Origin of the sequence: Methanosarcina sp. UBA289, from assembly GCA_002496565.1 — an archaeon.
Lineage (GTDB): Archaea > Halobacteriota > Methanosarcinia > Methanosarcinales > Methanosarcinaceae > Methanosarcina.
In genome coordinates, this window is sequence record DAKJ01000018.1 from 381,660 (window position 1) to 394,536 (window position 12,877).

12 protein-coding genes are annotated in these 12,877 nt (G+C 42.7%); 3 read left to right on the forward strand and 9 right to left on the reverse strand.

What is annotated here, in order from left to right; genetic code table 11:
* Positions 1-66 precede the first annotated feature (66 nt).
* Positions 67-2,199 carry a methionine--tRNA ligase gene (gene metG / locus BP549_RS09580; protein WP_292380159.1) on the forward strand — a complete coding sequence of 711 codons (2,133 nt, stop codon included), beginning with the start codon at positions 67-69 and terminating at the stop codon, positions 2,197-2,199.
* A 223-nt stretch (positions 2,200-2,422) separates the two neighbouring features.
* On the opposite strand, the gene BP549_RS09585 is transcribed toward metG, so the two are convergent.
* From BP549_RS09585 to BP549_RS09595, 3 genes are read right to left on the reverse strand one after another with little or no spacing between them, the layout of a single operon-like run.
* Positions 2,423-2,623, reverse strand: coding sequence for a heavy-metal-associated domain-containing protein (locus BP549_RS09585; RefSeq protein WP_292380161.1), 201 nt, complete (start codon positions 2,621-2,623; stop codon positions 2,423-2,425).
* A gap of 27 nt (positions 2,624-2,650) precedes the next feature.
* Positions 2,651-5,026, reverse strand: coding sequence for a heavy metal translocating P-type ATPase (locus BP549_RS09590; RefSeq protein ID WP_292380163.1), 2,376 nt, complete (start codon positions 5,024-5,026; stop codon positions 2,651-2,653).
* Positions 5,027-5,052: 26 nt separating this feature from the next.
* Positions 5,053-5,406, reverse strand: a complete 354-nt coding sequence (locus BP549_RS09595) for an ArsR/SmtB family transcription factor (RefSeq protein ID WP_292372104.1) — start codon at positions 5,404-5,406, stop codon at positions 5,053-5,055.
* 501 nt (positions 5,407-5,907) lie between these two features.
* On the opposite strand from BP549_RS09595, the gene BP549_RS09600 reads away from it, so the two are divergent.
* A complete protein-coding gene (locus BP549_RS09600; RefSeq protein WP_292380164.1) occupies positions 5,908-6,594 on the forward strand; it encodes a hypothetical protein in 687 nt (228 codons plus the stop codon).
* A 93-nt stretch (positions 6,595-6,687) separates the two neighbouring features.
* Here BP549_RS09600 and cyaB read toward each other — a convergent pair whose 3' ends face one another.
* The 5 genes from cyaB to BP549_RS09625 all read right to left on the reverse strand — a co-directional run bounded on the left by cyaB (position 6,688) and on the right by BP549_RS09625 (position 10,766).
* Complete coding sequence (gene cyaB, locus BP549_RS09605; RefSeq protein WP_292380166.1) at positions 6,688-7,215, reverse strand: class IV adenylate cyclase; 528 nt, start codon at positions 7,213-7,215, stop codon at positions 6,688-6,690.
* A gap of 118 nt (positions 7,216-7,333) precedes the next feature.
* Positions 7,334-7,732, reverse strand: coding sequence for a Zn-ribbon domain-containing OB-fold protein (locus BP549_RS09610; RefSeq protein WP_292372111.1), 399 nt, complete (start codon positions 7,730-7,732; stop codon positions 7,334-7,336).
* Between the two features lie 6 nt (positions 7,733-7,738).
* Positions 7,739-8,911: a thiolase domain-containing protein gene (locus BP549_RS09615; protein ID WP_292380169.1), complete on the reverse strand. Its 1,173-nt coding sequence runs from the start codon at positions 8,909-8,911 to the stop codon at positions 7,739-7,741.
* Positions 8,912-8,927: 16 nt separating this feature from the next.
* Complete coding sequence (locus BP549_RS09620; RefSeq protein WP_292380170.1) at positions 8,928-9,977, reverse strand: hydroxymethylglutaryl-CoA synthase; 1,050 nt, start codon at positions 9,975-9,977, stop codon at positions 8,928-8,930.
* Positions 9,978-10,025: 48 nt separating this feature from the next.
* Complete coding sequence (locus BP549_RS09625; RefSeq protein ID WP_292372116.1) at positions 10,026-10,766, reverse strand: helix-turn-helix domain-containing protein; 741 nt, start codon at positions 10,764-10,766, stop codon at positions 10,026-10,028.
* 135 nt (positions 10,767-10,901) lie between these two features.
* Here BP549_RS09625 and BP549_RS09630 point away from each other — a divergent pair, with 135 nt between their 5' ends.
* The gene (locus tag BP549_RS09630; protein WP_292380173.1) at positions 10,902-11,723 is read left to right on the forward strand and encodes a CRISPR-associated protein Cas4; all 822 of its coding nucleotides are present in this window, start codon (positions 10,902-10,904) and stop codon (positions 11,721-11,723) included.
* 436 nt (positions 11,724-12,159) lie between these two features.
* Here BP549_RS09630 and BP549_RS09635 read toward each other — a convergent pair whose 3' ends face one another.
* Complete coding sequence (locus BP549_RS09635; RefSeq protein WP_292380176.1) at positions 12,160-12,591, reverse strand: serine O-acetyltransferase; 432 nt, start codon at positions 12,589-12,591, stop codon at positions 12,160-12,162.
* Between the last annotated feature and the right edge of the window lie 286 nt (positions 12,592-12,877).

The window sequence follows — 12,877 nt, forward strand, 5'->3', positions numbered from 1 at the left end:
GAAATATATTTCTGAATTGCAATATTCGAAGAGGAATATATTCATAAAAAATATGTGGAGATAAGAATGCCAGAATCATCTAGTAAACCCGTACTTGTCACTTGTGGCCTGCCTTATGCAAACGGCAAGGCTCATATCGGGCATCTCCGGACTTATGTGCCCGCTGATATTTTTGCCCGTTCCCTAAGAAAGGAAGGAAGGGACGTTACTTTTGTCTGCGGCTCGGATACTCACGGCACCCCCATTGTCGTAAATGCCGAAGAGCTCGGGATCACCCCTAAAGAGCTTGTAAAGGTCTATCACAAACATTTTGACGAGACTTTCAAGCAGCTGGGAGTTTACTTTGATGCTTTTGGGACAACAGATGATCCTGAAAATCATAACCGAACCCTGGATATTGTCAACAGGCTGATTGAAAAAGGCTATGTATACCCGAAAACTATCGAAATTGCCTATTGCCCGAAATGCAATCGTTTTCTCCCCGACCGCTACGTAGAAGGCTCCTGTCCTCACTGCGGCGAAACCGCGAGAGGAGACGAGTGCGATCAGGGGTGTGGGAAACACCTTGAGCCTGGAGAACTTCAGAATCCTGTCTGCACTATTTGCGGAGGACCTGCCGAGTACAGACAGCAGGAACACTTCTTTTTCAAGCTTTCCGATTTCAGTGACTACCTGATGGATTATCTCTCAAATGATCTTGGCGGAACCATTAATGCCAGGAACTATGCACTGGGCTGGGTAAAGCAGGGACTTACAGACTGGTGCATTACCCGGAATCTAGAATGGGGAGTAAAATTCCCTGGACATGATGATCTTGTGGTCTATGTCTGGGTAGATGCTCCTATAGGGTATATCGCTTTTACCGAGGAATGGGCTGCAAAAGCTGGGGATTCCTGGGAAAAATACTGGAAAAATAACGGGGAAATTGTCCATTTTATAGGAGGGGACATTACCTATCATCACTGCATCTTCTGGCCGGCTATGCTTAAAGGTGCAGATTACTCAGTGCCTACAGCTGTTGTAGCTTCAGGCATGGTCAAAATTGAAGATAAAAAGTTTTCCAAGAGCAGGGGTAATGTGGTCTGGGTAGGAGAAGATTACCTAGACCACGGTTTCCATCCTGACTTACTGAGATATTATCTGGCAAGCTATACCTCCCACACAAAGGAGCTGAATTTCTCCTGGCGCGTGCTTCAGGAAAAGATAAATACCGAACTTGTTGCCGTGCTCGGGAATTTCCTATATCGGACAATGCTCTTCGCTTTCAAGAACTATGGAGAAGTTCCCGCAGGAGAGCTTGAACCTGAGGTAAGGGAAGAGATAGGAAAGGCTCTGAAGGAAGTAAAAGACTCAATGGCCGAATACGAGTTCAAAAGAGCCGTTGATTCCGCAATGTCCCTTGCATCTTTCGGAAATACCTACTTCCAGTCCCATGAACCCTGGAGTCTGATAAAACAGGATAAGGTAGCCTGTGGACAGGTGATTTACAACTGCCTCCACCTAGCAAAAGCTCTATGCCTTATTTTCGAGCCAGTGGCCCCTGAAAGCATGGAAACCGCCTGGAAAGAGCTGGGTCAGGAAGAAGACCTGCACGCCGCCCTGTATAATGAGGCTCTCGTACCTCTAAAAGCAGGTACAAACCTTGCAAAACCCGAGATCCTTTTCACCAAACTCGAGGATGACAGGATAGGGGAAATGGAAGAGATCGCAAATCAGAGGGTAAGAGCCGCAGATGCAAAGAAAGCCGCAGGAAAAGGTAACGGTAAAGAACCCGCCAAATCCGAAGGGATGGGGCCCGCCGAAGAAGCAAAATCAGCCGAAAAAGCTGAAAACGCAGCAAAGCCCGAGCAAGAGGAGAAAGAAATTCTTCCCACTATCGAGTATGAAGACTTTGCAAAACTCGACATCCGCGTAGGAAAAGTTCTCCTCGCCGAGCCTGTAAAGAAGTCAAAAAAGCTCATCAGGGTTGAAGTGGACATCGGCGAAGAAAAGCCAAGGCAGCTTGTTGCAGGCCTTGCTTCGTATTACACGCCTGAAGATCTTATCGGAAAATCTGTAATCGTACTCGCCAACTTGAAACCTGCCAAACTCTGCGGAGTTGAATCAAACGGTATGATGCTCGCAGCCGACGATGGAGGAGAATTTGTAGCAGCGCTCATGCCAGACAAAGAGATAAAGCCAGGTTCAAGAATAAGATAAGATTCAGGATTTAGAGTAATAAAGGAATAAACCAAAAGTTACCTGTTTTCATGCCCGTAAGAATGCGGGCATGAATAATTTTAGATTTTTGCTAAGAATAAATTGCTTTTGGAGAAGCTCAGTAATTTAATGGCTTTAATAGCCTGAAAGTTTCCTTTCCTAAATGTTGAGAAAAACATCTCAAATTATAGGCATTAATCTGGGAGTGAAATACATACTTTATTTATTCGACATCATAGCCGAAGTCTTCTACTTTTTCAGTAATTTCCTGCTTGCTAACCTTTTCAGGATCAAAGGTTACTATAGCTATCTTTTCTGAAAGTCTTATATCAAGATTTTCAATACCATCTACACCTTCCAGGGCTTTACGCACATTTGCCGCACAGTTGTTGCAGTCCACATCTAAAACCTTTAAATTCTCCATCTTTCTTCCTCCTCACTAATGATTCATTTAATCCTCATGTTTCACTCTCAATAATCTCATACCATTCAGGGTAACTAGAAGCGAGCTTCCCATGTCCCCTGCCACAGCCAACCACAGAGTCAGCCAACCTGGGACGACCATCAGAAGAATTAATCCTTTAATTATTAAGGCAAAAGAGATATTTTGTTTGATGATGCTCAGTGTTTTTCTGCTCAGTCTCATAGTGTAGGTCAGTTTTGTAAGGTCGTCAGCCATCAAGGCGATATCCGCAGTTTCCAGTGCTGTATCAGTACCTGCAGCTCCCATCGCAATACCAACTGTGGATATTGCCATTGCCGGAGCATCGTTGACGCCGTCTCCAACCATAGCTACCTTTCCATGCTCAGCAAGGAGGCTCTTAATCGCATCTACTTTGTCTTCCGGCAATAAGTCTGCTCGGAAATCATCGACTCCTGATTTTGTGGCAATAGCACGGGCAGTGCTTTCATTATCTCCTGTGAGCATAATGACTTTTTTAATACCGACTTTTTTTAACTTATTGATAGCCTGTCCGGAATTTTCCCGCAATACATCCGCCACAGCGATAAGGCCCAAAACGCGTTCCTCGTCTCCTAGCATCATTACTGTTTTTCCTTCATTCTGCAGACGGGAAACTTCACTTTCTATATGTTTAAGATCTATTGCCTGCTCTGTAAATAACCTGGAATTCCCGATCTGGTAAGTCTTGCCCTGAACCATTGCTCTGGCTCCTTTTCCGGGAATTGCCTCAAATGCTGATATACTGGAGATTTCAGCTCCATGTTCTTTAGCGGATTTGACAATCGCTTCGGCTAAAGGATGTTCTGACCGGCTTTCAATTGCCGAGGCTATTGATAAGAACTCCTTATCTGGGATTCCATCAGTCGGAATGATATCGGTTACCTGAGGCTTTCCTTCAGTAAGAGTGCCGGTTTTGTCAAAGGCAACTACTGACAAAGCCCCGGCTTCTTCGAGGTACCTACCTCCTTTAATGAGTATACCGTTTTTAGCAGCGTTGCCAATTGCAGATACGATAGATACGGGCGTAGATATCACCAGTGCACAAGGGCACGCTACCAGTAGCATAGCCATAGCCTCGTAAAACCACTTCTCGAATGGTTGTCCCAAAGCCAAAGGGGGTACCGTAGCAACCAGAGCAGCCAAGAATATAACAGCAGGAGTATAATATTTCGCGAACTTATCGACAAACTGTTGAGATGGAGCTCGATGTCCCTGAGCTTCTTCAACCAAATGAATAATTCTAGATATTGTATTGTCCCTGGCTAGCTTTGTAACTTTGACCTCAAGCGAACCGCGTTCGTTGATAGTTCCCGCATATATTTCATCTCCAGGCTGTTTCTCCACCGGGATGGATTCTCCTGTGATTGGAGCCTGATTCACTGTAGAGTAACCAGCAGAGACTTTACCATCCATAGCAATTCTTTCACCTGGACGAACGATAATTATGTCTCCAATTACAATTTTTTGTACTGGTAACGTTATTTCAGTTTCTCCTCGCCTGACCAGAGCCTCATCTGGTGTTAATTTAATTAAAGCCCGAATAGAATTCCTTGTTTTATCGAGAGTATAACTCTGCAAGGTGTTTCCGAAAGAGAAAAGAAATACAACCGTTGCGGCCTCCTCAAAAGAACCAAGTGCCGACGCGCCGATTACTGCTATGGTCATCAGAAAATTCATGTCAAATTCTCGGGCATTAACTAGCACGGAGATGCCGTTCTTGGCTGGTAGAAAGCCGCCCAGAAAGATCCCAGTAAGGAACAGCCCATTGACTATTAATTCCGAGGTTTCCAGCATTCCAGCAATAAGCCCAGAGATCAGCATAATAAAAGAAATAGCTGTGGGCTTGACATACTGATTTGATTTCCAGAAACTAGCCGGTTTATTCTTTATCCGATTGCCCTCATCTACTTTTCCCGAATAACCCATTTTTTCAATGGTTGACAGAATTTCTGCCGCTGGTACACTATGACTTACAGTCATTTTAGAAGTGCCGAAATTGACGTGAGCAGTCTCTACTCCAGGGACTTTGGAGATATATTTTTCCAATTTAGTCGCGCAGTCTGCACAATCCATACCTGTGATGCAAAAATCAGTAGTTTGAGAAATTTCTGAGATTTTCCGGTCGTCTTCTCTTGCCTCATAACCTAACTTTTTAATCTTGTCTACTACCTGATTAACACCGATTTGTTGTGGATCATACTCTATGTTGAGGTTTCCTGCTGGGAAAACGAATGTTGCGTTAACTACCCCCAGCATACGTTTAATGGCTTTTTCTACTTTTGCTGCACAATCGGGACAGTCTATACCGGTCACGAGCAGTTTGGATGAGACTGTCGATTCCATTTTTTCTGCCGTATCGGTCATAATTTCTTCCTTATCATTTACGGTTTTTATTCGGTAACATGCTCTAGCCCTTGAGCGAATAATTTCTCAATATGATCATCAGCCAGTGAGTAATAAAGGATTTTACCTTCCCTCCTGAACTTGACAAGACGTAAAGTCCTGAGAATTTTGAGCTGATGAGATACTGCTGATTCAGAAACTCCTATTACAGCGGTAAGGTCACAAACACAAAGCTCTCTGGTCATTAAGGAAAACAAGATTTTCACTCTTGTCGGATCTCCTAGGGCCTTGAACAGTTCGGCCAGCGACACAGCTACATCTTCACTAAATAAAGCCTGTCGCACTGCTTGTACCGCCTTGTCATGTATACAGTGAATATCACACTTGTCCAGTTCAACCACAGTTAACCCTCTAATTGGAACAACTTTTAAGTAATACTAAATATGAGTATCTGTTCATATGTACAGATATAAAGAATAACTCCAAAACTATTAAAGCGTTTGCTTTTTGTATCAGATAATAAACCTGTAAACCTGGAATCTTTTCACCAGTCAAAAAATGACAGTACAGGTGAACCGACCAATTTCGGTGACGGGCTAGAAAATATTTAAGGATTATCCATATTTCTTTTTGCTCAAGCACAACTATGTAGTCCTCGACAAAAACATTTTTTAATGTGGAGAACGTTTTTATATAGTTATAGAAGTTTGATAAATATGAAGTAAGTTATCTAAATGAATCTTCTATTTTTTCGCTGTTTATTTTTAAGTATCAGCGGAGTTAGATCAATCTGCTTCAGTAAATGAAAAGCAGGCAGCTGCTACATAAATTGTAAAAAATCCAGCTAGGAATTTCGATGACCTACTCTTTACCAAATTGAAATAAAGAATAGGAGAATTTTGATGAAACACCTAAATTTGTTTTCGATACTCTTTACACTTATACTGCTTCTTCTGGTTCCAAATCTCGCGGCAGCATTGCTTGTGGAAGAAATTACCAAAATTCCTTACCAAGTAAATAACTCTGATCGAATAGTTATTGGTACAGTCAGCAAAATTGACACATATCCCAGCTATACAATTTATACCATTTCAGTTAAGGAATGGCTCTATAATCCTCAGCCTTTAAAGAAGATAAAAGTGAAATCTAAAATAGGGGCCAACTTATGGGTTGAAGACGAAGTTGAGTTTACTAAGAACGAATCAGTGCTCCTAATGTTAAAGGATGAAAATCTCGGTAAACAGCTTTTCAGAGTATTTGTTGGCATTGCGGGAAAACGCCCTGTTTCTGATAGAGACGCAGTAGTCAAGGAGCTGAAATCTTTGGGTAAATGGCCGGAAGAAAACCAAACCGAAAATAAAACAAACAAAACCGAAGTAGTAGAAAATGCTGGAACAGTAGAGCAAGAAGAAAATCAAACCGAAAATAAGACAAATGACACCGGAATGACAGATAACGCAGGAACAACAGACGAGCAGGAAGAAAGTTCCAATCAAACCCAGAAATCAAACACTACTCCTTTCATGAGTCCTGTCAGTGCGATTGCAGTAATTCTTGGGGCAATCGTATACATAAGAAGAAAGCAATAAAAACTACGGAAGAAGAGTTTATGCAAACCTTAGATTAAAAACAGATAGAGAAGATTAAAGATTGGTACATGCATCTACCAGACGTACTAACCTTTATTTTTTTTCCAGCACCATCTCAAGATAAGAAGTCCGAATAGAATCCTTTTCCCCGGCGCCGAACTCTTTTAGCAGTTCAAACAACTTTGCCCTTGAAGTTTCAAGCTCACTTTCGTTTTCAGCCACGATTTCGACTTCAAGGAATTCCCCGAGCCCTTCGACAGCATCGAGGCAGACAGTAATTTCTCCCGTTCTGAAAACTTCCCTTTTTTTGCGGACTACCCCAGCCTCTGAGAAACCAAGAGAATGTAGTATTTGTATTGTAGCGGTCTCGTCTACAGGAGTTTCAAATTCTTCCCTGGTTTTGGAGATGACATCGAGCTTGGGGCCTTTATAGGTCAGCACAGCCTGACCGTCAAGGGAGCGGATCCTGAGTGCCTCATCAGTTTTTGCAAAATCCCTATGAGGAGCTGCAAAATAAATATCTGACTGGTCCTCAACTCCGAGTTTTAATGCCCCTATCTTCTTGAGAATAGGAAAAGCTTTTGAATGGTCTGCTCTGACCTTGACCTCAATTTCAATCATAGTTTTCAGGCATCTCCAGTTAATTCTGGTTAAAATTGGCTAAATTATGCTAGATCCTTACCTTGCTAAAAACTCATAAAAATAGTCTGAAAAATGGGACCCGGAAGATCCGGATCTTTTATTCATCTGCAGGAACGAATTTGGTACCGTAGTAGATCATACCATGTTCACCGTCTTCCCCGAGTCTACGGAATACGGATCTTACCCTCATTCCAATATGAATCTTTTCTGGGTCACCAATTACCTGCGAAGTCAGACGGGGGCCTTCATCAAGCTGAATTATTGCAAGGGTGTAAGGAGCCTGGTCTTCAAAACCTTCCGCAGATGTATGAATTAATGTGTAGGATATTATTTCGCCAGTACCTTTGAACTTGTAAGACTCAATATGGCCTACACGTCTGCAATTTACGCAAAAATTACGTGGGGGATAGAAATACTCCCCGCATTCTTTACAGTGGGTACCTTCAAGGTTATACCTGCTGCCGAGACTTCTCCAGAATCTTGGAACTGAAGACATCGGATATCACCTCTCCCTCGAGAAAATATGCACTACTGCCGTAGCACCTGACCCTCCTACATTGTGGGTCATACCGTACTCTGCTCCTTCTACCTGACGCTGGCCTGCTTCCCCGCGCAACTGGGTTACGATTTCTACAGCCTGCTTTATGCCTGTTGCTCCTACCGGATGTCCGCAAGCTTTGAGGCCGCCAGATGTATTGACAGGAATCCTGCCTCCTATTGCAGTTTCACCGTTTGCTGTGACAATTCCGCCTTTTCCTTTTTCTGCAAACCCGAGATCCTCAATTGCGCAAATCTCGGCAATAGTGAAGCAGTCATGCACTTCCACAAGATCGATGTCTTTCGGCGCCAATTTTGCCATTGAATATGCCCGTTTTCCAGCCATTACGGTTGCATCGAGGGTTGTAATATCCCGCCGGTCATGAAGCGCAATTGTGTCACTTGCCTGAGCGGTTGCCCTGATATAAATGGGAGTATCCGTATACTTGTGCGCAATATCCGCTGGGGCAAGCACAAGAGCTGAAGCACCATCAGTTATTGGGGAACAGTCAAAAATATGTAAGGGATCGGCTACCATTATAGAGTTCAATACATCGTCTACAGTAATTCTGTTTTTATACTGAGCAATAGGATTAAAAGAGCCATTTTTATGGTTCTTTACGGCAACCTCGGCAAGCTGTTCGCCGGTTGTACCATACATGTGCATGTGCAACCTTGCAATCATTGCATAAATCCCAGGAAAAGTTGCCCCTGCCATTCCTTCCCATTCTCGATCAGCCGCTGCTGCAAGAGCTGAAGACGCCTCTTCAGAGCCGACATCAGTCATTTTTTCTGCTCCTGCCGCAACAACGATATCGTTATAACCGGAAGCTACAGCCATGATGGCCTGTCGCAGGGCAAGCCCGCCCGATGCACAGGCGGCTTCAACTCGCGTAGCCGGAACATGCAGATTCTTGGAAAGTCCAGAATAGTCTGCGATAAGAGCCCCTATATGCTCCTGATCAATAAATCGGCCTCCGCTCATGTTTCCTACGTAAAGGGAATCGATTTCTTTTCCGCCAACGCCTGCGTCTTCGATTGCTCCTGTCCCGGCTTCTACTACTATATCCCTCAGGGACCGTCCCCAGAGTTCTCCGAACTTGGTATTCTTTACTCCAATAATTGCTACATCTCTCATATTGTTCACTCCGTTTTCATGCCCGGCGGATCTTACCTTTATGCTTGGCGTATCTTGCATAGTCAATATATATAGGATCTTTAATCAGTTCGGAAACCGTCGGAGCCCTGTTCCGGATTTCCTCGATCCTGTCTGTAACTGTTATGCTAAAAGCATCAGACCCTGCGCCTGAACCGAAAGCGGTCGCAAAAATCCTGTCCCCTGGTTTTGCCTGGTCCAGAGTAGCAGCAATTCCCATTAGACAGGAACCTGAATATGTGTTCCCGATTTTTGGAACTACAAGCCCTGGAGCAATCTGGGCCTTGGTGAAACCCAAAGTTTTTGCAGCTTTGGTAGGGAATTTTCCGTTTGGCTGGTGGAAAACCGCATAATCATAATCTTCAGGCTTTGTCCCGAGTTTTTTCAGAAGACCTTTTGCGCCGTTAGTTACGTGCTTGAAGTAGCCCGGCTCTCCTGTAAAACGACCTCCGTGCTCAGGATAGGGCATTCCTTCCCTTCTCCAGAAATCAGGGGTGTCAGTCGTAAAGGAATAAGTGTCTTCAATGATCGCGGCAAGCTCGGATTCTTTTCTCCCAATGAGACAGGCAACTCCACCTGCAGCTGCAGTATATTCAAGGGCATCACCTGGGGCTCCCTGGGAAACATCTGCTCCTATAGCCATACCTAGATCGATCATCCCTGAACCTACCAGTCCCATACAGGCCTGAATTGCGGCTGTCCCTGCCTTACATGCGAATTCGAAGTCTGCTGCAGTCATGTTTGGAGTCGCTCCTATAGCCTGAGCGACAATTGTGCTTGTTGGCTTTACGGCATAGGGATGACTCTCTGAGCCAGTATATACCGCCCCGATCCTGCTTGGATCAACCCCGCTTCTAGCCATCGCGTATCTTGCAGCTTCCACAGCTATAGTTGCTGCGTCTTCATCGATATCAGGCACGGATTTTTCATATACCATAAGGCCATTTTTAAGAGACTCTGCGTTATCACCCCAGAGCTGGGCGATTTCTTCAATTTTTATACGGTATCTGGGGACGTAAGCACCGTAAGATACAATTCCAATAGTCATTATTTCCACCTGTTTTTGAGTTTTTCAGGGTATCAGAATAAAGGGAGTTCATTCCTTAGCATAGTATTGACTGTATTTTCTCATTAACTGTACAATCTGGTCAAGATCCATCGTAGTTGCGACCAGGGGAATACGGTCGACTTCAGCCATCTTGACCGCAACAGGTTCTACCTCTTCTTTTCGAAGCCCATGAAGTACCACGGCGCCAGGCTTAAGGTTGGTAACCCTGATGGCCACCAAAGGGGATTTCCCAGTACTGACCTTCGTAAAGATCATGGCTCTGTCCGTACTCCAGCCGTAGAGCTTCTGAAATTCATGGGAAGAAAGTTCCAAGATTGCTCTCTGGCTGTCAATCACAGAGAAACCGTAAAGAGGCCTTTCCACTCCTTTGTAGACGATGTCTCCTTCTATAAGGTTGACAAGCTTTGCAAGCTGTATCGGGAACGTATACTCATATGTTGAGTAGATGGATTTCGTACTGCTTTCGGAATTAAGTATTGACTCGTAAGCGTGAATTTTTTTGCTTCCCCTATCTATGTCAATCTCAAGAAGAGATTCTACAATTTTTTTTACAATTAGTGTCCCTGGAGACTTTCGCCTTCCACTTTCATAGTCACTGATAACGGAGGGAGAAACCTTAAGGTAATTTGCAATATCGGTCTGGGATATCTCGAAATTCGATCTCCACTTTTTGAGTGACTCTCCCGGCTTTTCCGAAAGGGTTATATCTCCAGCCATTTTTTCCGCAAGACGGTTGCGCAGATTTTCTGAGGATTCATTAGATGTCATGAATTACGTACTCTAAGAGGAAACAGTACCATATATATCTAACGAATATTAGTTCGGCAATTGTCGCAAGACTTCTGTACAATCTAGTGCGAAAATTCTCACAAAAATTTATAACACTTGTAAAAGAAATAATATATGATGTCAGCCGAGCTACAGAATCAAGAGATAAACGTCTCAGATCTTCTTTTATATATCAACTGCCCTAGAAGAGTGTACTTTGCCAGCCGAGGCTTTGAATTATTTCCAGAAATAAACACCTCCAGGCTCGAAAGAATGATCCTGAAAGAACTTTCCCTGACTTATCCCGAAATTGTGAAGGGGTGTTCGTTAAATGCCGATAACCTCCATAAAGAGCTTGAAATTTCCCTTACAAGGATATGTACAGACCTTCCGCTCTTGTTTCCGAGAGAACTTTCAGAGGTTACGAGAGAAACTTTTGAGGAAGGAAAAGCGCGGGCAAGAGCTAAAATTCCCGAAATTGCAGCCAACCTTCTAAGAGCACTTGAAGAATATGGGAAAGAGCCTATTCTTGCGGCACTAACGCCTATTAAAACCGAGCCGTTCCTTTCCTCGGAAAGACTCAACCTTAAAGGTGTCCCCTCCAAATTGGTTTACTTTGAAGGTGCGCAGGTTCCGTCAATCTTAAAGCCAGGAAGCTGCCCTGAGCAAGGAGTATGGGCTTCTGACCGGATACATGCCGCAGCTTTTGTCCTTCTTCTTGAAGCCGAAAACGGAAAAGAAGTCCCCTTTGCCTTTGTGGAGTATGTAAGTTTCGGCCTGCTCCGAAGGGTAGTTGTTCGAAGCTCTGATAGGCGGGAAGTCCTCAAAATCTGCAGGGAAGTTGAGAAAATTAAAGCCGGATTCATGCCTGAGATAAAGGAAGAGAAATTCTGTAAGGAATGTAACTTTCTAGAGCAATGCACACCGAGCCCGTCCCTGATGTCGAAATTTTTATGAAACTGGGATAATGGTCCATTTTGAAACATTTAAAAGAATTTTAATCTTTTTGGTGGCCTCTTCTAGCATTTTGTCCTCTATTCAGCTCATTTTTAGGTTTTCAGTATTGGGCTTGAGGTTCATTTTAATCCCCATGAACAATGAATAAACGGAGATAATATTATATTTAACATGAGATTTCATCTCTGAAATTTAAAAAAGATACAGATTTTTCCTTTCTTCACCATCTTTAAAGCCTTAATAAAAATAACTAAGATATATCTTAAAAAGGAAATTTTGGAGAGATTGGACATAGAATATGGGCTAATTGAACGAAGCGCATCAGAGTTGCACATGAATTTGTTTTATTTCACCTATGACCGAAAATTTTTAAAAAGTAAATATACACCTATTGAATAAATGTGTATGAAACCTACACTTCTATCACGAAAATTAATTATTTGAGAACGATCAATGGAGATTGTTCCATCTTTGTAGCAATTTTAGAATTATTGGAATTGAATGACTCTTTATTTGAAAGTAAGATTCCATTTGTTCCTTTGTTATTTATTTTTTTAGCAGGAACGCCTGCAATTGAAATACCTTTTTCGTAAAATGATTTATTTACAACGGAATTTGCTCCAATTGCAATATCGTCTGCAATTGTAATATTTCCAAAAATTTTAGCGCCCGGTCCGATGTATACATTATTTCCTATTTGTGGAGCCGAAGTCTCGTCTCTGTTAGATCCTATATTGGTGCAGGCATGTATCCTGCAATTTTCTCCGACCCTGACGTTCTTGTTTATAACTATAGTTCCTCTATGAGCTATGCATAACCCTGGACCAAAAACATTTAGGGGGATAGTAAACCCTAGACAAATACTCATCTTGTGATATCTGTACTGTATATATTTTAAATATAATTTGGAAATTAAGGATTTTTTACAATTAGTGTAATACTCAGCCTTTCTTAGGATTCTCTGAAATTTCCATATATCATCGCCAACTAATTTAGGCTTCCGATAATTTTTTCCACAAGCTAACTTATCCGCTTTAACATAAAAATCGTAATCTGCTTTTGATTTAATTATAAAAATCCCCCCTTATAATAATAGGTATTAGAATTCTATATATCTAGTGTTGAGTCAATCATCAAAGATTCAATGATTCCGA

Bases quoted from the DNA above. Each gene is read 5' to 3' on its own strand.
- metG (WP_292380159.1), top strand. From the start codon at position 67: ATGCCAGAATCATCTAGTAAACCCGTACTTGTCACTTGTGGCCTGCCT.
- BP549_RS09585 (WP_292380161.1), bottom strand. From the start codon at position 2,623: ATGGAGAATTTAAAGGTTTTAGATGTGGACTGCAACAACTGTGCGGCA.
- BP549_RS09590 (WP_292380163.1), bottom strand. From the start codon at position 5,026: ATGACCGATACGGCAGAAAAAATGGAATCGACAGTCTCATCCAAACTG.
- BP549_RS09600 (WP_292380164.1), top strand. From the start codon at position 5,908: ATGAAACACCTAAATTTGTTTTCGATACTCTTTACACTTATACTGCTT.
- cyaB (WP_292380166.1), bottom strand. From the start codon at position 7,215: ATGATTGAAATTGAGGTCAAGGTCAGAGCAGACCATTCAAAAGCTTTT.
- BP549_RS09610 (WP_292372111.1), bottom strand. From the start codon at position 7,732: ATGTCTTCAGTTCCAAGATTCTGGAGAAGTCTCGGCAGCAGGTATAAC.
- BP549_RS09615 (WP_292380169.1), bottom strand. From the start codon at position 8,911: ATGAGAGATGTAGCAATTATTGGAGTAAAGAATACCAAGTTCGGAGAA.
- BP549_RS09620 (WP_292380170.1), bottom strand. From the start codon at position 9,977: ATGACTATTGGAATTGTATCTTACGGTGCTTACGTCCCCAGATACCGT.
- BP549_RS09625 (WP_292372116.1), bottom strand. From the start codon at position 10,766: ATGACATCTAATGAATCCTCAGAAAATCTGCGCAACCGTCTTGCGGAA.
- BP549_RS09630 (WP_292380173.1), top strand. From the start codon at position 10,902: ATGATGTCAGCCGAGCTACAGAATCAAGAGATAAACGTCTCAGATCTT.
- BP549_RS09635 (WP_292380176.1), bottom strand. From the start codon at position 12,591: ATGAGTATTTGTCTAGGGTTTACTATCCCCCTAAATGTTTTTGGTCCA.